This is a genomic window from Rhizobium fabae, assembly GCF_003985135.1.
GTDB classification, from domain to species: Bacteria; Pseudomonadota; Alphaproteobacteria; order Rhizobiales; family Rhizobiaceae; genus Rhizobium; species Rhizobium pisi.
Genome location: NZ_ML133650.1, coordinates 183120 through 205264 on the forward strand (window position 1 = coordinate 183120; position 22145 = coordinate 205264).

Below are 22145 nucleotides of genomic sequence, written 5' to 3' on the forward strand. Positions count from 1 at the left end.
CATGCGCGTACTCTCGGATAGCCAGCAAGGGAAGACGCCGATGAAAGCCATGTTCTACGAAGCCTTCGAACAGGCGCCCGACATCCGCACCCTGCCCGATCCGACGCCCACTGAAGACGGCGTCGTCATATCGGTCGGCGCAAGCGGGCTCTGCCGCAGCGACTGGCACGGATGGATGGGGCATGACCCCGATATTCGCCTGCCGCATGTGCCGGGACACGAGCTTGCCGGACGGATCGTCGCCACCGGCCGCGGCGTCATGCGTTTCAAGGTGGGCGACCGAGTGACGGTGCCGTTCGTTTCCGGCTGCGGCCATTGCGCCGAGTGCCATTCCGGCAACCAGCAGGTCTGCCCGAACCAGTTTCAGCCGGGTTTCACCCACTGGGGTTCGTTCGCCGAATATGTGGCGATCGATTATGCCGACACCAATCTCGTGCACCTGCCCGATACAATCGACGATGCGACGGCGGCAAGCCTCGGCTGCCGTTTCGCCACTTCGTTTCGCGCCGTCGCCGACCAGGCCCGCACCGGGCCCGGCGAATGGATCGCCGTGCACGGCTGCGGCGGCGTCGGCCTGTCGGCGATCATGATCGCAACGGCACTCGGAGCCAATGCGATAGGCATCGACATATCAGAGGAGAAACTCGCCTTCGCGCGAAGCTGCGGCGCAGTGGCGACGGTCAATGCCTCAAGCGTCTCAGATGTCGCGGAGGCGGTGCGGGAGATCACCAAGGGCGGCGCGCATGTCTCGATCGACGCGCTCGGACACCCCGCCACCTGCTTCAACTCGATCAAGAACCTGCGCCGGCGGGGGCGGCACGTGCAGGTCGGGCTGATGCTCGCCGAGCATGCGACGCCTCAAATCCCGATGGCGCAGGTGATCGGCCATGAACTGGAGATCTACGGCAGCCACGGCATGCAGGCCTGGCGTTACGACGCCATGCTCTCGATGCTCGCGGCCGGCAAGATCGCGCCGCAGAAGCTGATCGGACGGCAGATCAGCCTCGAAGAGGCCGTGCCCGCGCTGATGGCGCTTGACAAGGCCGAGACGACCGGGATCAGCGTCATCACGCGGTTTTCTTAAGGCAACTCCACCGGCCCCAGCGGTGGCGAGCAGCGCCCCTTATTCAGCCACGCCGATCGAAGCGAGATAGGCAGCAGACGCCGGGATCTTCGACTTGTCCTTGATTTCGATGATCAGGCGCGGGTTGCATTCGAGCTGAGCAAGGGCCGCGAAGACGGCGTGCCAGTGGATCGAACCTTCGCCGAGGCTCCAGTGGCGGTCCGCATATCCGTCGGCATCTTGCAGATGGACATGCTGCAGGCGGTTGCCGGCGGCCTTGACGTAATAATCGACCGGCGGAGCGCCGGTATAGCCGTGGGCATAATGGGCGTGGCCGGTATCGATCGAAACCGCGACAGCGGATGAATTGAAGCTTTCGGCAAGCGCGACACGGATATGCGGATCCTTGTCCTCGATATTCTCTATGACCATGGTGCAGCCCACGTCCTCGGCGCGCCTGACGGCCTCGCGCAGGGTCAGATGTGTGCGTTCGACGAACGCTTCGCGAGCGCCGTCATTGTTGTCGAGATTGTTGTAGGACCAGGAGGTGTAAGGGCTATGGATGACCATCTGCGTTGCCCCGATGGCGGCGCAGACGTCGAGACCCTGCAGCAGGCGCCTGTTAACGATGGTGCGGATATCGGGATCTTCCGAGGCGATGGTAAAGCCCCAGAACGGGCCGTGAATGCCGAGGCGGCCGCCATGACCGTCGAGAAGCCGCCGGGCGCGGTCGGCAAGCGGCGCCCAGTCGCCGTTCAGGATGTCGGCATCGACGAAGCTCTGCAATTCGAGATCACGGGACTTTTCGAAAAGCCAATCTCGATAGAGCTCGACTTCATCGAGCGTCATGGCGGCGCCGACGACGGGAAGAGAAGACATGGATGCGCTCCGTAAATGTGAATGCCGAGACGGCGTGAAGGGATGGCTCAAGAACGGCCGAGAACAGCCGCGGCGTTCTATGCGCCCCTTCTGTGTCGGCGGTATTACGGACTGGGAATCTTTCAAAACCCTCTGACCCCAGTCATATCAGCACAGCTGGTGCGACATCGTCGGACCTTGCAAAAACGACCCGCCGTTCCGATATCGGCCTCGTGACGCAATGGCGCACGAGCGGCGTTGAACCCCTGGCAACGGAGCGCGTTGTTCATCGCTTCAGCTGCCGTAGCGCGCCGCTTTGAAGGTGTTCGGCGATGTTGCCCCCGACAACAAGGCGGTTGTCAAAGGCGGCGCAAAGGTCTAACGGCTGCGCCCGCAAGAAAAAGCTCGTCAGAAGAAGCCTTGTAAGAAGAAGAAAGAGACATGATGTCCAACTCATTTGTGAAAGTGCATGCCGAGGACCCGAAGCGATTTTTCGTCCTTGGCGACCGTATCGAGCGTCAGCTTCGGATCCGCGGAAACTGGCTCAATATCTTCGACGTCACAGTGCCGCCCGGCAGCCGGACGCCGAAACATGCGCATGCGAGCCCCGAGGTGTTCCGCATTCTCGAAGGAAACCTGACGATCTGGCGTCTGAGCGACAGCGGTCCCGAGGAGATCGAGGCCAGCGCCGGCGACATCGTCACCATTGCGCCGTTCATGGTGCACGGCTACTCCAACCGGGGAACCGTCCCTGCGGTCTTTTCTGCGATTGTCGATCGCGAAATGGCGGAATTCATCGAAGCGGAAGGCACGACGGAGCCGCCAAAGGCCAGCCCTTCGACTGAGACCATCGCCCGCATGACGGCAGCCGCCAACGCTTACGGGATCACTATCCTCGCGGCCTGATGAGGCTAATGCACGGAGACGCCGGGGACCACCTGGCGTCCGACGTGTCCCAGATTGCGTTCGCGCCACTGCTTGGGCGTAACGCCTTCCCAATCCCGAAAAGCGCGGTAGAAGGAGCTTGTATCTTGATAGCCGAGCAAGCATGCGACCTCGTCAATCTCGGCTGAGGGATCGGAGAGCAACTGCCTCCCCAATTCCTGACGTGCTTCGACGAGCAACTCGCGGAAGGTCGAGCCCTCGTCCGTGATCCGGCGCTGGAGTGTGCGCTCACTCATGCCCAGGTCGAAAGCCACGTCGCACAGTTCCGGTCGGCCGCTGGCCAGGCTTCTCTTCAGAACGATCTTGACCTGCTCGCGGATCGAACTGCGCGCCTGGATTTCGCCGAGCGCCGAGGCAAGGGCGGGCGTGAGGAGTTCGAGCAGTTCCGGATTATGCCCGGGAAAAGGTCGGTCGAGATCGGCGGATTTGAGGATCAGGACGTTGCGGGATTGCCCGTAGCGGACCGGGCATTCGAAATAAGACCGATGCGCGTTACTCTTCGGATCGGCTCGCTGGAATTCCACGCGAACCGGCGTCAGCCGCTGTCCAGTACCGCGCCGACCCAGTTCGACCAGCGTAGCGAAATCCACGTCCACGGCGATTGGCGGCTCCGCCTCGGTGGCATAAATCCGCTCCCACGTGATCGAGCACTCCCCGCCCTGCTCGGAAAGGTGCAGTTGCTCCGGTGTGCAAAGCCGCTTGAACCGGGCTAGCCGCGACAGGCCATCTCGATAGTCGCGGGCATGAAAGGCCGCGAGGCTGGAGGGCGGGTACACGGCGGTTTCAGCCGATTCAACCAGTTTGATCCCGAGCCCTGGATCCGCCGTCAACTCTTCCAGTGCCCGCCATAGAGCGAAGAACTGTGTCGTGCTGACCAGACCCTGGCCATTCAGATGCAGTGTCACCGGCAGGCGCGCCTGGCGGAGCAGCGCTGCCGGACGCACGCCGACATGTTCGACCGCGAGCCAGAAAGCCCGCGGTATCTTGCACCTGTCTGCCGGCGATCCGCTCATGGCTGCCCGCTCCTATCGCATCTGAATCATGATCGCGCGGTCGAACACGCGGTCGCCAAACCAGTTGCGGATCATGATCATCGGCTTCGCATATTTGCCGGCGACGTATCGCGTGCGCGGTCTCCTCGCCTTGACCGCCTTGGAGAGATATCCGCGATCACGCCGGGATCGGTGCCGCGACCGGGGCCGTAAGCCGCGCGCGGCGACATGGCGACAGCCTGCGTCACCTTAGCATAGGGACCGTTCCCCGAACGCTTGAGCAGTCCGTCGGCGACAACATCGCCAAATCCCGTCTCGATCAGGCCGGGTTCGACAATCACGACCCGGATGCCGAACGGGGCAAGTTCCAACCGGAGACAGTCCGACCAACCTTCAACTGCATGCTTGGTGGCGTGGTACCAAGCACCGAGCAGGGTGTAGATCTTGCCGCCCATGGAGGTGATGTTGACGATTGTGCCGGCGCCTTTCCCGCGCATCGCCGGAAGCAGAAGCTGCGTCAGTCGCGCGAGGCCGAAGATGTTCACCTCGAACTGGTAGCGGGCTTCGTCAATACCGATCTCCTCGACCGGACCATAGAGCCCGAAGCCGGCATTGTTGACCAGCACGTCGATGGTCCCGACATCCGCCAGAATAGCGCCGACAGCGGCTCTGATCTCCTCTTCGTTCGACATGTCCATACGCAAGGGTATGGCACCCAGCCGGGCGAGATCCTCCATCTTCTCGACCTGGCGTGCGGCGACGTAGACCTTGTAGCCATCGGCGAGCAGGCGCTTGGCGATCGCCTTGCCCATTCCGGAGGATGCGCCCGTGACGAGCGCGGTTTTCTTGTCAATCATCTCGACCTCTTTTCGTGATGAGATGCTCTTAGGGCTCGTGCGGGCCTCGATCACTGACGAGAAATGCCAGGGCACTTGCATAATACGCCAAATATGCCCCCATCCGTCCTTGGCAACACCCTCCCACCTCCGACCCACGCAAATCTTTCGTTGTAGAAATACGGAGAATTCCATGCAAATCCTCAACCAGGACGTGGTACTGCCGCCATTCTCGAAACCGTCACATCAAGACGCTATAAGGATTTTCGCTTGGCGCCCCTTGCGCCGGAAGCGTTTCACCGCCAAAATTGCGACATGCCTGACAGCGACCCATCCAGTACAAGCTCCGCCCGTTCCAGCCGGGATCTCCCGGCCGAGGAAGGTGGCGATTATTGTAGAAGGCGCGATGACGTCCGCCTCGCTTCAGCTATTTCGGGGCTGCGCCAAAGGCAGCCGCTTTCCAGATCACTGCGAATGATGGAAAGACGACAGGCGATGCGCATGTGTATCGCGTCCCTTCGAATGCCTCGCCGCGTCGCCTGATGAATGCGGCATTACAACCTCAACGAATAGGGTCCCTGTGTTTCTGGAAATTGGAATTGTGGCGTTTCTCACCATCCTGAATGGTGTGCTCGCCATGTCGGAGCTGGCCGTTGTGTCTTCTCGAACGGCCCGCCTAAAGGTCCTCTCTGACAATGGAAGCAAGGGTGCAGCTCAAGCGATCAAACTTGCCGAAAACCCCGGTCGTTTTCTCTCCACGGTGCAGATCGGCATCACGCTGGTCGGTGTTCTCTCGGGCGCCTTCTCAGGGGCCACGCTTGGGAGCCGCCTGACCGGATGGCTGGAAGCCCAGGGGATGTCATCGACGGCCGCGGATGCCATTGGCGTGGGTTCCGTCGTCATGGCAATCACATATCTTTCGTTGATCGTCGGCGAGCTCGTTCCCAAGCAGATCGCATTGCGGGAACCCGAAGCGGTTGCGGCGAAGGTCGCGCCGGCCATGACCGTACTTTCAAAAATTGCGCTACCCCTCGTGTGGCTTCTGAACGCTTCCGGAAATCTTGTCCTCAAGCTCCTGGGCCAAGCGGGAAAAGGTGGCGACAATGTCTCCGACGAGGAGATCAAAACCGTTCTGGCCGAAGCCCAGTCGGCTGGAGTTATCGAAAGCGAAGAGTCCGCGATGATATCAGGCGTCATGCGGCTGGCGGACCGCACCGCCCGAGCGCTCATGACGCCCCGACGAGACGTCGAAATTATCGATATTGACGACAGCCTTGAAGAAATTCGGATCCAGTTGCACCGGACGAAACGGTCGCGGTTGCCCGTTCGGAAAGGCAGCTCGGACGAGGTGATCGGCATCCTTCCGGTCAAAGACTTCTACGACGCGATGTCCGAACACGGCAGTGCCGATATCAAGGCTCTGACGCAGGACGTCCCGGTGGTTTCGGATCTTTCAACGGCAATCAATGTTATTGAAGCAATCAGGAAATCGCCTGTTCACATGGTGCTGGTTTTCGACGAATACGGCCACTTCGAGGGAATTGTTTCGTCAGGCGACATTTTGGAAGCGATCATGGGGGCTCTCCAGGAGGGACCTGTCGATGAGCAGGCCATCGCTCGTCGAGACGACGGTTCGTATCTGGTATCGGGCTGGACGCCGATTGACGAATTCGCTGAGTTCTTAAATCTCAAGCTCGATGACGATCTCGAATATCAGACCGTGGCTGGGCTGGTGTTGGAAGAGTTGAAACATCTGCCGGAATTGGGTGAGAGCTTCACGAGAGATGGATGGCGTTTCGAAGTCGTCGATCTCGACGGAAGGCGCGTGGACAAAATACTTGTATCTGCTGATTGAAGGTAAGGAGTGATCGCCATGGCATGGTCTGCCAGCCAGTATGTGAAATTCGAGAACGAACGCACGCGACCGGCGCGTGACCTTCTGGCGCAAGTGCCGCTTCAAAGCGTGCGCCACGCCGTCGATCTCGGCTGCGGACCGGGCAATTCGACCGAGCTCATCATCGACCGCTATGGGGCGGCCGGCGTCTCCGGTGTCGACAGCGATGTGAACATGCTGGAGGCGGCCCGCAAGCGGCTTCCGGGCACAGCTTTTGTCGAGGGCGATCTCGCGAGCTGGCAGCCAACTGAACCGGCCGACCTGCTGTTTGCCAATGCCGTCTTTCAATGGCTTCCTGAGCATCTCGATATCTTCGACCGGTTGATGGACGGGCTTTCCGCAGGTGGCGCGCTCGCCGTGCAGATGCCCGACAATCTGGGCGAACCCTCGCATCTGGCGTTGGAGGAGACCGCGCATGCCGGGCCCTGGAAAGCCGCCTTCGAGGCGAAGAGCGTGCGCCGCAAAGGACTGCCGCCACCGTCGGCCTATTATGACAGGCTGATCGCCAAATCTTCGCGCGTCGATATCTGGCATACCGTCTACAATCATCCGATGGCGGATGCGGCAGCGATCGTCGAATGGGTGAAGGGAACCGGGCTGATGCCTTATCTCGCCCATGCCGGCGAGGAGCACCGCGAGGCCTTTCTGGCGGATTACCTCAAGCGAGTGGAAAAGGCCTATCCCAAGCTGTCGGACGGGCGGGTGCTGCTCAGGTTTCCGAGGATATTCATCGTGGCGGTGAAGGGGTAACGCCGGCCGCAAGGGTGTCAAATGCCTGTTATCCCTCGGCGGCATGGTGCTTGCGGCAAAATCGGCACGGATTATAGTCGGCCGGAAATCAAGGGAGATGACACACATGGACGCTGCCCCCACTCCACCAGTCACCCTCGTCATCTTCGGCGCCACAGGAGACCTGACGCGCCGTCTGCTGGTACCGGCGATCATCAACCTGACGCGCAGCCGCCTCGTCGGCGAGGATATGCACATTCTCGGTGTCGGCATAGAGCCGGGTGACGACGAATTCCTGCGCAAGCGGCTCGACGAATTCCTGAATCATCTCGGCGGCGAAGAGCAGACGGCAGAGGACGAGGCGTGGGAGAGCCTGCGCCAGCGCATTTCCTATACGTCGGGCGATTTCACCAAGGACGATATTTTCATCGAGATCGGCAAGCGACTGGGGCCGCATGCCAATGCCGCCTTCTATCTCGCGGTGCCGCCGATGTTCTTCGGCACCATCGTCGAGAAGCTCGCCGCGCATGGGCTGACCGATGAAAGCGACGGCGTCTTCCGCCGTATCGCCATCGAGAAGCCGTTCGGCACCGACCTCGCCTCTGCGCGGGCCCTCAATGCGCAGATCCTCGCCCAGGTCGAAGAAAGCCAAGTCTACCGACTCGACCATTTCCTCGGCAAGGAGACGGTGCAAAACCTGATGACGGCGCGTTTCGCCAACATGATCATCGAATCGCTTTGGAACAGCCGCTACATCGACCATGTGCAGATCACTGCCGCCGAGATCGTCGATGTCGGCAGCCGCGGCAAGTTCTACGATGCAACGGGCGCACTGCGCGACATGGTGCCGAACCATCTCTTCCAACTGCTGGCGATGATCGCCATGGAACCGCCGAACAGCTTCGACGCCGAGGCGATCCGCAACGAGAAGAGCAAGGTGCTGAAGGCGCTGCGTATCTATACGCCCGAGGAAGCCAAGACGCATGGCGTGCGGGGCGCTTATGCCGGCGGTCCGCTCAACGGCGTCGACCTTCCGGCCTATCGCGACAGCAAGGATGTTTCACCTGATAGCAGGACCGAAACTTTCGTGGCGCTGAAGCTCTATGCCGATACCTGGCGCTGGGCTGGCGTGCCCTTCTATCTCAGGACGGGCAAGGTGCTGACAGCCCGCGATACCGAGATCGTCATCACCTTCCAACAGGTGCCCTTCGCGCAGTTTCGCGAGACGGAAGTCAATCGCCGCCTGCCGCCAAACCGGCTGGTCATCCAGGTGCAGCCGGACGAAGGCATGAGCATGGAAATCTCGATCAAGTCGCCGGGGCTTTCGGTCGATACGGTGCCTGTTTCACTCGACTTCCGTTATGCTGACAAATTCGATATCGGCAAGACGACCGGCTATGAATCGCTGCTCTACGATCTCTTCATCGGCGACCAGACGCTGTTCCAGCGCGCCGATGGCATCGAGGCCGGCTGGGCGGCAGTGCAGCCCTTCCTCGATATCTGGGCGAAGGACCCGGCCACGCCCGAGAGCTATGCGCCGGGCAGCATGGGGCCGGCCTGCGCCGCTGAGCTCATCGAGCGCGACGGGCGGCAATGGCATGAACTCGGCGTTTTGCTGCACAAAGACGGCAAATAACCGTTCCCGGTCTTCGCGTCAGCGGCAGGCGGCTTTCAGCGTGCCGTCGCGCTCGGCCGCGCGATACTGGCGTGTTCCCGGGCGCGGGCAAGCCGTCCGGTCGGACGGGATGACAACGTTGATATTATCGCTTTCAATGGGAGCGAAATCGAGAGGAATCCTGAGTCCGCCGCTCGATTCCGCATCCGGCACGGTGCCGGGCGGCATACCGCCGAAACGTCCGCTGTAGTCCATATCGGCGAGGGCCTGGGAGAAGGCAGGAGCGGCGAAGCCGAGGAGAATGATCGAGGCTGCTGCAATCAACGTACGCATGACCATATTCCTTCTGATATGGCCGATATGAAACGAGCGGGATGCACCGTTCCAGCCGATCCGGCCATCAGTGAAAACCGGCATGACTTAAGGTAGGGTCGGTCGATGCCGATTTCCATCTTGCGACGCACGCAGCCGGATTGGATTGGCCAGACCTTGGAAGTCGATCGACGCGTTGACGATCAAAGTTTGGTGATCGGCCTTTGCCGCCTCAGGACGGCGCACCGAGATGATGTCCCTCCACTCTCTAGATTTTGGCCTCTTGAGGTCAAAGATTGACATCTATTGCCATAGGCGAGTGGCTGTCGCATACTGATGACAACGGAAGGAAAGTCATGCCCAACGTCGCGCTCGGGAACCACTACGAGGAATTTGTCCGGAAGCAGCTGGAGTCCGGCCGCTATAACAATGCCAGCGAAGTCGTCCGCGCAGGCCTGCGGCTGCTGGAGGATCATGAAGCGGCGCGCGAGCGCTGGCTCAATGAGGAGATCCCGGCGCGCTACAACGACATGGTGAACAATCCAGGCCTCGGTATCCCGGCCGAGACAGTGCGCGCCCGCTTTGAAACCAAGCGCCGGAATGACGCTGCGAAAGCCAAGTAGGGCATGGCCTACCGCATTATCTACCATCCGAAGGCAGAAGCCGAACTCGACAAGCTCTATGCCGATATCGCCGTTGAGGCGGGAACCGGCATCGCCGGCGACTTCGTCGACGCAGTAATCACCTTCATCGAAGCCTTGGAGACGTTCCCGGAACGGGGAACGGTGCGGGAAAGCCGGATCCCGGGCCTGCGGGTTATCGGTTACCGGCGCAGTGTCAGCGTAGCGTTCTCGGTGAGTGGCGATGTCGTCAACATATTAGGTGTGTTCGCCCGTGGGCGCGATATCACTGACGAAATCCTGGAAGAGCGACAACGGTAAGCCGACAGACAGCCTCTTCCGAATGAACGCTAGGTTGCAGGCCCTTTCGATTCGGCTCAAGTGGAACCAGGGCAAAACATGATGAGCCTCGCGGCGACGCCGCGAAGGCCCTTGCTGGTCGTCATCGCTCAGACGAACTGGCTGAGCCCCGGAACAGAGCCCACGACCTCGTCGACAACCTCCTCGCCGGCATATTGCTTGGCGATCACAATGGTCTCCTTGGCGAGCGAGGTGATCTCGCCCATGCCGAGGCCTTCGCTCATCAGTTGCTGGCCGAGCCCCATGATGCCGCCGCCGCCGAGCGAGCTCATCAGCCCGCCGAGCAGACCGCCGCCGCCGGCGCCCTCGCCGTTGAACTGGGCGACGAGGTCGGCGCCGCCGGGGATCGCTTCGATCATCTTGGCAACCGGGCCGTCGGCAGCTTCGCGCTGCAGGAAGCCGAGCATCATGCCGAGCGCCTTTTCGGCCAGCTCCGGAGAGATCCCCACGCGATCGGCGATCTGGGTTACAATTTCATTCATCGTCAGCCTCCTGTTTTTTGACGTTAACGTCAACGTTAATCGAGATTCGGCCGCGACTCAAGCCGGCCCGTTTCCGGCGCGCTTTGTCCGGTTTTGCTTTCACTGCAACCAGTTGTCCGCATCCGCCTCCCTGCTTATAACAGGGAAACGATGGTTCGATGAAGGCGGCGGAAAAGAGCCATGCCTTCAGGCACAAACGGCGGCATGGCCGAAGGGAGATACTCCGAATGATCGAGGAAGGCAAAATTTTCATCGGCGCGAGCCGCAATCCCGATGATAGCATCAACAAGCCGGAATATCTCGACCTGAAGTTCGGTAACCGCCACGGCCTTGTCACCGGAGCCACCGGCACCGGCAAGACGGTGACCCTGCAGGTGTTGGCCGAAGGCTTTTCACGCGCCGGCGTTCCGGTCTTTGCGGCCGACATCAAGGGCGATCTTTCCGGTATCGCCGCGAAGGGCGAGCCCAAGGATTTCCTCACCAAACGCGCCGAGCAGATCGGTTTCACCGACTACGAATTCGACCAGTTTCCGGTGATCTTCTGGGATCTCTTCGGCGAGAAGGGCCACCGGGTGCGCACCACCGTCGCCGAGATGGGACCGCTGCTGCTTGCACGGCTGATGGATGCCTCCGAGCCGCAGGAAGGCGTCATCAACATTGCCTTCAAGATCGCCGACCAGGCCGGGCTGCCGCTGCTCGATCTCAAGGATTTCACCTCGCTGCTGAACTATATGGGCGAAAACGCCACCGAGCTTTCCAACCAGTACGGCCTGATCTCCAAGGCTTCGGTCGGCTCGATCCAGCGAGCGCTGCTCGTTCTCGAACAGCAGGGCGCCGAACACTTCTTCGGCGAACCGGCGCTGAAGATCTCCGACATCATGCGCACGAGCAACAACGGCTACGGCCAGATCTCGGTGCTTGCTGCCGACAAGCTGATGATGAACCCGCGCCTCTACGCCACCTTCCTGCTCTGGCTGCTCTCGGAACTCTTCGAGGAATTGCCCGAAGTGGGCGATCCCGAGAAGCCGAAGCTGGTCTTCTTCTTCGACGAAGCACATCTGCTTTTCAACGATGCCCCGAAGGTGCTGACCGAACGTGTCGAGCAGGTGGTGCGCCTCATCCGCTCCAAGGGTGTCGGCGTCTATTTCGTGACGCAGAATCCGCTCGACGTGCCGGAAACGGTGCTCGCCCAGCTCGGCAACCGGGCGCAGCATGCGCTGCGCGCCTATTCGCCGCGCGAGCAGAAGGCGGTGAGGACGGCGGCCGATACCTTCCGCCCGAACCCGGCCTTCGATTGCGCCACCGTGATCACCAATCTCGGCACCGGCGAGGCCTTGGTCTCGACGCTGGAAGCCAAGGGCGCGCCCTCGATCGTCGAGCGCACGCTGATCCGCCCGCCATCCGGCCGCGTCGGCCCGGTGACGGATGCCGAGCGCCAGCAGATCATGGACAAGAGCCCGGTTCTCGGCGTCTATGACGAGGACGTCGACCGCGAATCCGCTTTCGAGATCCTGGCCGCACGGGCGAAGAAGGCGGCGGATGCCGATGCCGCCAAACGAGCCCCGGAGGAAGCGCCTCAGCAGCAACCGGGTACCACGAGCTCCGGCTGGACCCTGCCGGGCTTCGGCGGCAGCAATGACGATGATCAAGGCCGCAGCCAATCACGCGGCCGGGCCTCCGGCTACCAGCGGGAGACGGTGGTGGAGGCTGCGATGAAGAGCGTGGCGCGCACGGTGGCGACGCAAGTCGGGCGGGCGCTGGTGCGCGGGATATTGGGAAGCCTGAAGCGGTAAGCTTCGATCCGTCTCAGCGACTTCGCTCCGGTGACACCGGAGCGCATAACGCCGCCGCCCTTGCGCTGGAGCGTCAGGCGCGCCTTGAACCGTCAGTATTCTTCGCCTAAGTTATAGCCATCTACCATTTCAACAGGATGTGTGCCGCAATGGATTTCAACCCGATCGCAACGCCAATTCGCCTTGCCAACGGGGAAATCCATATCCATGCCTGCATCCATCACTCTCTCCCATCTTTCGTGGTCCGCGCCTGACGGGCGGCTGCTTTTTTCCAATCTCGATCTGAGCTTCGGGGCGGAGCGCACCGGTCTCGTCGGGCGCAACGGCGTCGGTAAGACGACGCTGCTAAAGCTCATATCAGGCGAGATTCGTCCTGTTTCTGGGACGATATCCGTCAACGGCGGCCTCGGCGTCCTGCGCCAGAGCGTTCAGGTGGCCCCTCAGGAAACGGTGGCCGATCTCTTCGGCGCAACCGGGGCGCTTGCCATTCTTCGCCTTGCCGAAGCGGGTGACGCGACTGCCGACGAGCTTGCATCCGCGGACTGGATGCTGGAGGCCCGCATTGCCTTGGCGCTCAATCGGACCGGGCTCGACGTGCCGGCGGAGACGCCACTTGCCGTACTCTCCGGCGGGCAACGCACGCGTGCCGGGCTTGCCGCTCTAATCTTTGCGGAACCGGATTTCCTGCTGCTCGACGAACCGACCAACAATCTCGATCGCGAGGGCCGCGAGGCGGTGATTGCGCTGATTGGGAGCTGGCAGGCAGGCGCGATCATCGTCAGCCATGATCGGGAATTGCTCGAAAGCGTGGATGCGATCGTGGAGTTGACATCGCTCGGCGCCACGCGCTACGGCGGCAACTGGAGCCATTATCGCGAGCGCAGGGCACTTGCGCTCGCGGCCGCACAGCACGATCTCGCCGACGCTGAAAAGCGCATCGCCGAGGTTGCGAGGAGCGCGCAGGCGACGGTGGAGCGGCAGGCGCACAGGGACCGTGCGGGACGAAAGATGGCAGCCAAGGGCGGCATCCCCCGCATTATGCTCGGCGGAATGAAGGAGCGGAGCGAAACAACAAGCGGCGACAATGCCCGCCTCGCCGAGCGCCGGCGGGCTCAGGCACTGGAAGATGCAACGGCAGCACGCGAAAAAATCGAGATCCTCCAGCCGCTGTCGGTAACCTTGCCGCCGACCGGGCTGCCCGCCAGCAAGATCGTGCTGAAGATGGACGGCGTCACATCCGGCTATCGGCCGGGCGATCCCATCATCCGTGACCTCTCCTTCGACGTGACGGGACCGGAACGCATCGCCGTCACCGGCCGGAACGGATCGGGCAAGACGACATTGCTTTCGCTTGTCACCGGCGATCTGAAGCCCTGGGCCGGCACCATCGCCGTCATGACTGCCTTCTCCATGCTCGACCAGAAGGTGAGCCTTCTCGATCCGTCGGTTTCGATTCGCGATAATTTTCGCCGCATCAACCCGCAAGCCGACGAAAACACCTGTCGGGCCGCCCTTGCCCGCTTCATGTTCAGGGCAGATGCAGCGCTGCAGATCGTATCGACGCTCAGCGGCGGACAATTGCTGCGGGCGGGCCTTGCTTGTGTTCTGGGTTCGGCGCCGCCGCCGCTCCTGATCCTCGACGAGCCGACCAATCATCTCGATATCGACTCGATCGCCGCGGTCGAGGCCGGGCTGCGTGCCTATGACGGAGCGCTGCTCGTCGTCAGCCACGACAAGGCGTTCCTCGAAAGCATCGGGATAACGCGGCGGCTGAAACTGCCTGCCGCCGATCCGGCCGGATAATTCCGGCTCATGCTCGCTCTGCGCTTCGAACGCGGCGGTTGCGGCAAACGGCAACGATCAACGCCGTCGTACAGATCAGAAGTTCCAGACCGAAGGTCCAGTGCAGCATGAAACTGACGACCCAGTTGCTGTAGGTCGCCGGCACCGTCGTCAGCTCGAATCTGGACCAATCGAATGGCGCCAGCCAGAGCATCGGCGCGGCGACCGTATCCATGATCATGTGGAGCATGACGGCTGCGAAAAAGACGGCGGCTGCGGGAAACCAGCGCGGCGCCAGCCGCCCGACCATCGGCAGAGCCACGACGGCGAGAGCAAGCCAGAAGAGCGGCCAGTGGGAGACATAGTCGTGATGATGGACCTTGCCGCCGGTCAGAAAGAAATAGACCATGTCGAAATCCGGAAGCACGCTGCCGACCAATGCCGCAGTCATGATGCGGGGCGCAGCGGATCGCTGCCGCGCGGCGCTCGCCAGAATGTAGCCTGCAGGCAAATGAGCAATGAGCATGCGTCTTCTGCTCCCGGTCGACCCCGAGGAATCCTCTATGCACGGTTTGTGGCTGGAAATCGGCGCACGTCCGGCTCCCTTGCGTCCTTTTGCGGGCAATGTTATTTGCTTTCTCGCAACCCTTTCGAGAAAGGAGGATCACGCAATGCAATATTATTTCCGGTTTAATCGCCAGCGTGGTCCCGTCAACGCCCTGCAAATGCGTTTGCAGGGCTGACCAGAGACCGTTTCTCGACATCTCTTCCTGGTCTGCCCTTCGTGGCCGATGCGGCGCTGTAGAAGATTTCAGCGCGCATTCCTGCAATTTCCCGGGCCTGATACGTGCAATCCTGTGATGGCTGAACGCCCCGGATCGCGCCGACCAGCCGGTCAAGACCAGAGAACGATCATGACCCTCATCAATATCCGCAATCTCGGCGTAACGCTGGGCAATCCCTTGTTTTCCAAACTCAATCTTGTCGTCAATGCCGGCGATCGGATCGGCCTTGTCGCTGCCAACGGGCGGGGAAAGTCGACACTGCTTGCCTGCATCACCGGCGCACTGGAACCGACCGAGGGCGAGATCACCCGGTCGCGCGGGCTCACCGTCGGCCATGTCGCGCAGAATGTGCCGCCTGCCCTCTTCGACACGCCATTCTACGACGCGGTGCTACAGGCACTGCCGGCCGATCAGGTCGAAAGCGAGTGCTGGCGCGTCGATGTGGTGCTGGAATCGCTGGATGTGCCGGAGGCGATGCGCCAGCGGGTGCTGAAGCAGTTGAGCGGTGGCTGGCAGCGGCTCGCCATGCTTGCCCGCACCTGGGTGGCAGAGCCCGACGTGCTTTTGCTCGACGAACCGACCAACCATCTCGACCTCGAAAAGATCGCGCAGCTGGAAGGTTGGCTGAACACGCTGCCACGCGACGTGCCGGTCATCCTGTCCAGCCACGACCGTGCCTTCCTCGATGCGACCACGAACCGGACGCTGTTCCTGCGGCCGGAACAATCCCCGGTCTTCGCCCTGCCCTATACGCGGGCGCGCGTGGCCCTCGACGAGGCCGACGCTTCGGAGGCGCGGCGCTACGAGCGCGATATGAAGGTGGCAGAGCAGCTGCGCAAGCAGGCGGCGAAGCTCAACAATATTGGCATCAATTCCGGCAGCGACCTGCTCGTCGTCAAGACGAAGCAGCTAAAACAGCGGGCGGAGAAACTCGAGGATGCGGCAAAACCGGCGCATCTGGAGCGCTCGGCCGGCGCGATCAGGCTCGCCAATCGCGGCACGCATGCCAAGGTGCTGGTGACGCTGGAGGATGCGGCGGTGACGACACCCGATGGAACGCTGCTCTTCAAGACGGGCCGGCAGTTCATCTGCCAGGGCGACCGCATCGTGCTGCTAGGTCTCAATGGCGCCGGCAAGTCACGGCTGGTCTCGATGCTGAAGCAGGCGATCGAAAGACCGGAGGCAGGACAAGACGGCATCAAGGCGACACCGTCGCTCGTTCTCGGCTATGGCGACCAGGCGCTTGCCGATCTGGCCGACAAGGATACGCCGATCGGCACGATCATCCGCCGCTTCGATGTCGGCGACCAGCGGGGGCGGGCATTGCTCGCCGGGTCCGGCATGACGATCGACATGCAGGCAAAGCCGATCGGTCAGCTTTCCGGCGGCCAGAAGGCGCGGCTCGGCATGCTAGTGCTGAGGCTCACCGAACCGAACTTCTACCTCCTCGACGAGCCGACCAACCATCTCGACATCGAGGGGCAGGAAGCGCTGGAGAGCGAGCTGATGGCGCACGAGGCGAGCTGCCTGCTGGTATCGCACGACCGCAGTTTCGTGCGAGCGGTCGGCAACCGGTTCTGGCTGATCGAGAAGAAGCGATTGGTGGAGGTGGACAGCCCGGAAGGGTTCCTCGCTTCTGTGGCGAGGTGATGGATGGTGAGGGCCGGAGCGTGATTGTTTTGACGGCGTGCCGCGCGGCACGCCGCCAACATGGGCCTAAACTCTTACCGCTTCGGTGCAACCAGACAGAAGAAGGCGCCTTGCGGGTCCATGGCCTGGATGATCCAGCTGCCGCCGGGAACTTCCATGGGACCGTGGACGACCTTGCCGCCGCCTGATGTGACGCGGTCGATCGCGGCATCGATGGCCGGCACGATGAAATAATAGCTCCAGAAGGGCATCGGGATATTTTCCGGCTTGGTCATCATGCCGCCGATCTGCTTCCCGTTATGGGAGAAGAGATAGTAGACGCCCATCGCGCCCATGTCGAAATCGCTGTCCCGCTTCCAGCCGAACAGCTTGGAATAGAAGGCCAGCGCCTCTTCGCCATTGCCGGCGTAGAGTTCGTGCCAGCCGATATTGCCGGGTGCGTCGGCGGCCAGTTCAGGCATGGGATTCTCCATCGGCGCCGGTGTCATGATGCAGAGCACCGCGCCATGGGGATCGGCGACGACAGCAAAGCGGCCGACGCTCGGGATGTCTGCCGGTGGCCGGCGGACCGAACCGCCATTGGTGGCGAAATCCCTGGCCGACTGGTCGACGTCGTCGACAGCGACATAACCCGTCCAGTTCGGTGGAATGCCCTTGCCTTCGAGTTCGGCCGGGAATTCCATCAGGCCGGCGACGCCGATGCCGTTCGCCTCGAAGATCGTATAGGGTGGCATGCCTTCCACCGTCATATCGGAGGTCGTCCAGCCGACGACCGAACAGTAGAATTTAGCTGCAGCTGATGTGTCGGGGGTCATCAGTTCGCACCAGATGAATTTTCCATGCGTCTCGGACATCATACTCTCCCTTTTTCGCGCCCGCTTTCAATGTCCGGGACGCCATGATTGTCAGATCTTGCGAGCGTAATGCGCTTCCATGAACTGCTTCCACGAACCGTCAGGCTGTCGGGTGCTGGAGGTGAAAGTGCGGTGATCGGCGTCGGTGAAGGTTATCCGCTCCCGGTAATCGGCGAGCCCTTCGCCATTGAAGTCAGGACCTGCCGTATAGAGATCCAGCACGTTGCCCGAGGCATCGACCTCACCTTCATAGACCCACATATAGTCCATCATGCTGCCGATCCAGCTGCCGACGTACTTGCCTTTCGAAGCGTTGTAGCCGAGCGTCAGGATGGTGGTGGCATCCTTGCCGTCGGCCGTGCGGCCGCTGCCTTCGGCGACGAACCAGATGCCGTGCAGCGACCGGACTGTCTCCGTCCAGTCGTCATCGCCCGTCATCTGGGGCGCGGTGACGGTCCATTTTCCGAGCAGACTTTCCAGGAAAAAATATTCCTTCGGCACCTCAGCGGCCTTCATCATCCTCTCCTCCCTTGAGCAAGGGCGACCTATCCTGCTGGAACTGCTCCATCTCAATGACAGCAGGATGCTGTCTTCTGGGCCTCCTCATATTCGTCATGGCGGCGTACGAAATTCATCGTACTGTCCTCGTTGCGGCCCTTCGGGGCACGGTCCAGGATCATCAGCGTACCGATCAGTTCCTCCGGCCCGCGGGCATAACTCGAATAGGTATGGAAGACCTCGCCCTTGTCATTGCGATAGAAAGCGCTCAGTCCCGGCAGTTCGTCATGAGCGTTTGCCGGTTCCATGGGAGTGAAATTGTAAAAGACCTTGTCTTTGGCAAGGTCCTCCGGACTGAAAGAGACGTGATAATCGAAATTGAAATCGCTGCCGAAGGAAGAGACCCATGGAAACGTCCACCCCATGCGCCGCTTGTAGGCGGCGATCTTGTCGAGCGGCGCGCGCGAAACGGTGACCCAGGTGACATCGTGGTGGTTCAGATGCGGCAGGGCGCCATCGACATGGTCTGACAGGAAGGAGCAGCCCGTGCAGCCGGCATCCCAATTGGGACCGAGCATGAAATGGTAGATCAGCAGTTGGCTGCGGCCATCGAAAAGATCGGCAAGCGACTTCTTTCCCTCCGGCGTTTCGAAGACGTAATCCTTGTCGACCTTCACCCAGGGCAGCGCCAGGCGGGCGGCATTGAGGCTGTCGCGCAGCCGCGTCGCCTCCTTTTCCCTCGCCAATAGGGCGCGGCGGGCTTCGAGCCATTCCTCGCGGGACACAACCTCATTCTGCATGGCCTGCGCCCTCCTCCGGCGCCGCCGGCGGAAGCCGGCTCCGTTCCTTCTCCTTGACTAAATACATTGATATCAATAGATATAAGACATGTCAAACTCGATCGAGATTCCTTTTTCCACGACGCTGCTGGTACGCGACACCTGCCTCTGCCTGCATGTGCAGCGAGCGGCGCGCGCGCTTGCCCGGCTGTTCGACGATGCGCTGAGGCCGGTTGGGCTGACCAACGGGCAGTTTTCCTTGATGATGTCGCTGAACCGGCCGGAGCCGCCGCCGATGGGGCCGGTCGCCACCCTGCTCGCCATGGACCAGACGACGCTCACGGCTGCCCTGAAGCCGCTGCAGCGCCGGGGTTGGATAGATGTAATGGAAAATCCGAAGGACCGGCGCCGCCGGCTGCTGAGCCTCACCGCCGAAGGCAAGGCGACGCTGGCGAGAGCACTGCCGATCTGGGAAAGCACGCATGCGGCAATCGACGGCAGATTGCCGGATGGCGGCCCCGCGCGGCTGCGACAGGATCTGCAAGCGGTGTCGTCATCGATGACTACAGAAACGGCAAAACCGGCGCGTTCGCCGCGCCCGCCCCGTCGCGGCGGGGAAGCAGCTGCCAAATAACCGGCGCGCCCCCCCCAGGAAGGCCGCGGCAGCCGATAAGGCTGCCGCGTTTTAAAGCAGATCAGGCAACAGTGACCGGCACTTCGGTCGAGGTGCGCATGGCGTGGCTGTAGGGGCAGACGATGTGAGCCGCGGCAGCGAGCTTTTCGGCCGTTTCGCGGTCGAGACCCGGAATGTTGACGGTCAGGGCCACTTCGATGCCGAAGCCGCCGCCATCTTCACGCGGGCCGATGCCAACCTTGGCGGAGACCGTCGTGTCTTCGGGAATCTTGACCTTCTGCTGGCCCGCAACAAATTTCAGAGCACCGAGGAAGCACGCGGAGTAACCGGCAGCGAAGAGCTGTTCAGGATTGGTGCCGGTTGCGCCGTCGCCGCCGAGTTCCTTCGGAACGGTCAGCGTCACGTCCAGGACGCCGTTTTCGGAAACGGCGCGGCCTGCACGGCCGCCGGTGGCAGAGGCTTTGGTCGTATAGAGAATAGGCATGACGATCTCCTTTGGTTGGCCCTTCGATCGGGTTGGATTTTCAATATCGCACAATTAAATCGCACACAAGCGAATTTTGCAAATTGCATTTGGAATTCGAAAAGAGGACAATCGGCGCCTCGGGGATGATGGATATGAAAGCGCAGACGACAAAGACGATGGAGATACCGGAGGAGGAAAAGCGGCTCGAGAAGCAGCTGTGCTTTGCGGTCTATGCGACGGCGCATGCCTTCACCCGCGCCTACAAACCAATTCTGGAAAGAGTCGGCCTTACCTATCCGCAATATCTGGTGATGCTGGTGCTGTGGGAGCGCAGTGAGTTGCCGGTGAAGACGATCGGCGAACAGCTGGATCTCGATTCCGGCACGCTGTCGCCGCTCTTGAAACGGCTGGAACAGAGCGGGCTCATCAAGCGCCTGCGCGACCTGCGTGACGAACGGCAAGTGATCGTTTCGCTGACACCGAAAGGTCAGGCGATGAAGGGGGAGATCAATACGATCATGACGGCAATCGGTGAGGCCGCAGGCTGCACGCTCGAGGAAATGGCCGAACTGCGCGGCATGCTGCATCGGCTGCGGGGCAATCTCAGCCGGGCCGGCGTGGGCGGCGGTTGACCGCCGCCGAGATCAGGGCCGCCGTGCGGGGGACTTGGCCGGCGACCGACGCTTCTTTGCAGGCGCCGCTTCAGGCCCGGCCTCGGCCGCCTGCTGCAGACGCAGCGCTCTCAGCTTCTCCGTCTTCTTGTCGCGCGCCGAAGCCTCAGCCTCGATGATGGCGCGCGCCGTATGATCGGTCGCTTCCGCCTTGTCGCGAGGCGAAAGTTTGGCGGGATTGAAGAATTCTCCCTTGGTGGCTGTCATGTGCCCTCTCTCAGGTGATGGCGTTCTCAAGCCACAGCTCCGCGGCGGCTGAAAAGCCATAATCCCACAAATGGAATCATGGCTCCATGGCTGACGCCGTGATTCCACGGCGGGATTAGCGGGCGCGGAGAACCTTCTTCGGTGCCGGCAGCAGACCTTCGCGCTGCAGCTTCTTGCGGGCGAGCTTGCGCTGGCGGCGGATGGCCTCGGCCTTTTCACGCGCGCGCTTCTCGGACGGCTTTTCGAAGGCGCTGCGCGCCTTCATTTCCCGGAACAGGCCTTCCCGCTGCATCTTTTTCTTGAGCACGCGGAGCGCCTGATCGACGTTGTTATCCCTGACGAGTACCTGCAAAACGATATCCTTCCTGTCGGCGGCGAGGCCGCACTATCAATAATAAGGCGAGTCTACTTCCCGATCCTGATGCTAGAAAACTTCAGCCAGGGTTCGGCGCTATCGGTCCTGGCCGCCGCCTCGGGGGAAGCGCTCGATGGAGATTCCCCGGCATCGATGTCGGCTTCGGTGATGCGACGCTCGAAATTCTCCGCCGCGAATTGAACGCGATATTGCACATGCCCGTGGTCGTTGGGCAGTATGCTGGCAATCCGGCATCGCTTGTCGGTCTTCGCCGTGCGGGTGAGACCGGATTTCAGCACGATCATGTCGCCGACTTTATAGCTTGCTCTGCTCATTTCAGCGCCCCTTCGACGACTCGATCAATCAAGAAAAGCCAAGCAACGAAAACAAAAAGGCCGGGCTGAAACCCGACCTCTTCCCGTCACTCAGCCCGCTGCCAGTACGTCCGTGGTCAGCTCGCCGCCAATAGATGGTCAGCGCAGGCGAATGACAAATCATGCGGCCTGAAGATTGTCCGCCGAATTCTTGCCGGAACGCTTGTCGCGAACGATATCGTAGCGAATCTTCTGACCTTCTGCGAGATCGCGCATACCTGCGCGCTCAACCGCCGAAATATGGACAAAAACGTCCGTGGAACCATCATCGGGCTGAATGAAGCCAAAACCTTTGGTGCCATTGAACCACTTGACGACGCCTGAATTCATAACGATTTCCTTTTAACCGTTGGAGGGAGCCCGGCGAAAATATCCGCGGGCAATATCGATGTTGAGAGGAGATCTGACGAAGCGCTTCAGCGCATGGACAAAGGTCACAAGCAATTCGATACGCACCATGTAGGATATTTATCGAATTAAGCAATGGTATTTTGAAAATAAAACTTTTCCGGGCACGGAAACGCGAAACGTTTTGCTCAGGGGCAAGGCAAACGCCTGCCCGACAAAGCGAAGCTCGCCTGAGATTGATGC

Annotated in this window: 26 protein-coding genes and 1 pseudogene; 13 read left to right on the forward strand and 14 right to left on the reverse strand. The window is 61.3% G+C overall.

All coding sequences use genetic code 11. From position 1 onward, the window contains the following. Window positions 1–40 precede the first annotated feature (40 nt). A complete protein-coding gene (locus EFB14_RS14355) occupies window positions 41–1084 on the forward strand; it encodes a zinc-dependent alcohol dehydrogenase family protein (protein ID WP_126826272.1) in 1044 nt (347 codons plus the stop codon). A 39-nt stretch (window positions 1085–1123) separates the two neighbouring features. Here the strand turns inward: EFB14_RS14355 and EFB14_RS14360 are convergent, their stop codons facing one another. Further along, window positions 1124–1942: a sugar phosphate isomerase/epimerase family protein gene (locus EFB14_RS14360; protein WP_125846312.1), complete on the reverse strand. Its 819-nt coding sequence runs from the start codon at window positions 1940–1942 to the stop codon at window positions 1124–1126. A 420-nt stretch (window positions 1943–2362) separates the two neighbouring features. Between EFB14_RS14360 and EFB14_RS14370 the strand changes: the two genes are divergently transcribed. Continuing rightward, window positions 2363–2827, forward strand: a complete 465-nt coding sequence (locus EFB14_RS14370; RefSeq protein WP_125846313.1) for a cupin domain-containing protein — start codon at window positions 2363–2365, stop codon at window positions 2825–2827. Window positions 2828–2832: 5 nt separating this feature from the next. On the opposite strand, the gene EFB14_RS14375 is transcribed toward EFB14_RS14370, so the two are convergent. Both EFB14_RS14375 and EFB14_RS14380 read right to left on the reverse strand, forming a co-directional pair. Then, window positions 2833–3879, reverse strand: coding sequence for an AraC family transcriptional regulator (locus EFB14_RS14375; RefSeq protein WP_126826275.1), 1047 nt, complete (start codon window positions 3877–3879; stop codon window positions 2833–2835). Window positions 3880–3891: 12 nt separating this feature from the next. Continuing rightward, window positions 3892–4715: pseudogene (locus EFB14_RS14380) on the reverse strand (oxidoreductase). Window positions 4716–5274: 559 nt separating this feature from the next. Here EFB14_RS14380 and EFB14_RS14385 point away from each other — a divergent pair. From EFB14_RS14385 to zwf, 3 genes are all read left to right on the forward strand, one after another. After that, window positions 5275–6549, forward strand: coding sequence for a hemolysin family protein (locus tag EFB14_RS14385; RefSeq protein ID WP_125846315.1), 1275 nt, complete (start codon window positions 5275–5277; stop codon window positions 6547–6549). Between the two features lie 18 nt (window positions 6550–6567). Further along, window positions 6568–7338 (forward strand): trans-aconitate 2-methyltransferase, encoded by a 771-nt coding sequence (gene tam, locus EFB14_RS14390; protein WP_126826278.1) that lies wholly within the window; start codon window positions 6568–6570, stop codon window positions 7336–7338. Window positions 7339–7444: 106 nt separating this feature from the next. After that, window positions 7445–8953: a glucose-6-phosphate dehydrogenase gene (gene zwf / locus EFB14_RS14395; RefSeq protein WP_126826281.1), complete on the forward strand. Its 1509-nt coding sequence runs from the start codon at window positions 7445–7447 to the stop codon at window positions 8951–8953. 18 nt (window positions 8954–8971) lie between these two features. On the opposite strand, the gene EFB14_RS14400 is transcribed toward zwf, so the two are convergent. Next, window positions 8972–9265 carry a hypothetical protein gene (locus EFB14_RS14400; RefSeq protein WP_125846318.1) on the reverse strand — a complete coding sequence of 98 codons (294 nt, stop codon included), beginning with the start codon at window positions 9263–9265 and terminating at the stop codon, window positions 8972–8974. Window positions 9266–9600: 335 nt separating this feature from the next. Between EFB14_RS14400 and EFB14_RS14405 the strand changes: the two genes are divergently transcribed. Then, on the forward strand, window positions 9601–9867 hold the full coding sequence (locus EFB14_RS14405; protein WP_125846319.1) for a type II toxin-antitoxin system ParD family antitoxin: 267 nt from the start codon (window positions 9601–9603) through the stop codon (window positions 9865–9867). A gap of 3 nt (window positions 9868–9870) precedes the next feature. Continuing rightward, complete coding sequence (locus EFB14_RS14410) at window positions 9871–10185, forward strand: type II toxin-antitoxin system RelE/ParE family toxin (RefSeq protein WP_125846320.1); 315 nt, start codon at window positions 9871–9873, stop codon at window positions 10183–10185. Between the two features lie 128 nt (window positions 10186–10313). On the opposite strand, the gene EFB14_RS14415 is transcribed toward EFB14_RS14410, so the two are convergent. Next, complete coding sequence (locus tag EFB14_RS14415) at window positions 10314–10706, reverse strand: hypothetical protein (RefSeq protein ID WP_125846321.1); 393 nt, start codon at window positions 10704–10706, stop codon at window positions 10314–10316. 227 nt (window positions 10707–10933) lie between these two features. Here EFB14_RS14415 and EFB14_RS14420 point away from each other — a divergent pair, with 227 nt between their 5' ends. Both EFB14_RS14420 and EFB14_RS14425 read left to right on the forward strand, forming a co-directional pair. Then, a complete protein-coding gene (locus EFB14_RS14420; protein ID WP_125846322.1) occupies window positions 10934–12499 on the forward strand; it encodes a helicase HerA-like C-terminal domain-containing protein in 1566 nt (521 codons plus the stop codon). A gap of 207 nt (window positions 12500–12706) precedes the next feature. Continuing rightward, window positions 12707–14302, forward strand: a complete 1596-nt coding sequence (locus tag EFB14_RS14425) for an ABC-F family ATP-binding cassette domain-containing protein (protein ID WP_125846323.1) — start codon at window positions 12707–12709, stop codon at window positions 14300–14302. A gap of 7 nt (window positions 14303–14309) precedes the next feature. Here EFB14_RS14425 and EFB14_RS14430 read toward each other — a convergent pair whose 3' ends face one another. Next, a complete protein-coding gene (locus EFB14_RS14430; RefSeq protein ID WP_125846324.1) occupies window positions 14310–14807 on the reverse strand; it encodes a metal-dependent hydrolase in 498 nt (165 codons plus the stop codon). On the opposite strand from EFB14_RS14430, the gene EFB14_RS14435 reads away from it, so the two are divergent. Together EFB14_RS14435 and EFB14_RS14440 are read left to right on the forward strand one after the other, a co-directional pair. Next, entirely contained in the window at window positions 14800–15024 is a 225-nt protein-coding gene (locus EFB14_RS14435) for a hypothetical protein (RefSeq protein ID WP_125846325.1), read from the forward strand. The two genes, EFB14_RS14430 and EFB14_RS14435, sit on opposite strands and share 8 nt — an antisense overlap. Before the next feature lie 171 nt (window positions 15025–15195). Beyond that, window positions 15196–16716 carry an ABC-F family ATP-binding cassette domain-containing protein gene (locus tag EFB14_RS14440; RefSeq protein ID WP_126826284.1) on the forward strand — a complete coding sequence of 507 codons (1521 nt, stop codon included), beginning with the start codon at window positions 15196–15198 and terminating at the stop codon, window positions 16714–16716. A 74-nt stretch (window positions 16717–16790) separates the two neighbouring features. On the opposite strand, the gene EFB14_RS14445 is transcribed toward EFB14_RS14440, so the two are convergent. The 3 genes from EFB14_RS14445 to EFB14_RS14455 are packed head-to-tail and all read right to left on the reverse strand — an operon-like array spanning window position 16791 to window position 18868. Beyond that, window positions 16791–17570: a VOC family protein gene (locus EFB14_RS14445; protein WP_126826647.1), complete on the reverse strand. Its 780-nt coding sequence runs from the start codon at window positions 17568–17570 to the stop codon at window positions 16791–16793. 51 nt (window positions 17571–17621) lie between these two features. Further along, window positions 17622–18089 (reverse strand): DUF1579 domain-containing protein, encoded by a 468-nt coding sequence (locus EFB14_RS14450; RefSeq protein WP_125846328.1) that lies wholly within the window; start codon window positions 18087–18089, stop codon window positions 17622–17624. A gap of 50 nt (window positions 18090–18139) precedes the next feature. After that, entirely contained in the window at window positions 18140–18868 is a 729-nt protein-coding gene (locus EFB14_RS14455) for a DUF899 domain-containing protein (protein WP_125846329.1), read from the reverse strand. A gap of 88 nt (window positions 18869–18956) precedes the next feature. On the opposite strand from EFB14_RS14455, the gene EFB14_RS14460 reads away from it, so the two are divergent. After that, window positions 18957–19481: a MarR family winged helix-turn-helix transcriptional regulator gene (locus EFB14_RS14460; protein WP_126826286.1), complete on the forward strand. Its 525-nt coding sequence runs from the start codon at window positions 18957–18959 to the stop codon at window positions 19479–19481. A 61-nt stretch (window positions 19482–19542) separates the two neighbouring features. Here the strand turns inward: EFB14_RS14460 and EFB14_RS14465 are convergent, their stop codons facing one another. Continuing rightward, window positions 19543–19965, reverse strand: coding sequence for an organic hydroperoxide resistance protein (locus EFB14_RS14465; RefSeq protein WP_003546481.1), 423 nt, complete (start codon window positions 19963–19965; stop codon window positions 19543–19545). 125 nt (window positions 19966–20090) lie between these two features. Here EFB14_RS14465 and EFB14_RS14470 point away from each other — a divergent pair, with 125 nt between their 5' ends. Further along, window positions 20091–20579 (forward strand): MarR family winged helix-turn-helix transcriptional regulator, encoded by a 489-nt coding sequence (locus tag EFB14_RS14470; RefSeq protein ID WP_125846331.1) that lies wholly within the window; start codon window positions 20091–20093, stop codon window positions 20577–20579. Between the two features lie 12 nt (window positions 20580–20591). Here EFB14_RS14470 and EFB14_RS14475 read toward each other — a convergent pair whose 3' ends face one another. From EFB14_RS14475 to EFB14_RS14490, 4 genes are all read right to left on the reverse strand, one after another. Next, window positions 20592–20825, reverse strand: a complete 234-nt coding sequence (locus EFB14_RS14475; RefSeq protein ID WP_125846332.1) for a hypothetical protein — start codon at window positions 20823–20825, stop codon at window positions 20592–20594. 115 nt (window positions 20826–20940) lie between these two features. Further along, window positions 20941–21177 carry a 30S ribosomal protein S21 gene (gene rpsU, locus EFB14_RS14480; protein ID WP_003569533.1) on the reverse strand — a complete coding sequence of 79 codons (237 nt, stop codon included), beginning with the start codon at window positions 21175–21177 and terminating at the stop codon, window positions 20941–20943. 53 nt (window positions 21178–21230) lie between these two features. After that, window positions 21231–21515: a cold-shock protein gene (locus EFB14_RS14485; protein WP_126826289.1), complete on the reverse strand. Its 285-nt coding sequence runs from the start codon at window positions 21513–21515 to the stop codon at window positions 21231–21233. A gap of 159 nt (window positions 21516–21674) precedes the next feature. Next, a complete protein-coding gene (locus EFB14_RS14490; RefSeq protein WP_008529019.1) occupies window positions 21675–21884 on the reverse strand; it encodes a cold-shock protein in 210 nt (69 codons plus the stop codon). Window positions 21885–22145 lie beyond the last annotated feature (261 nt).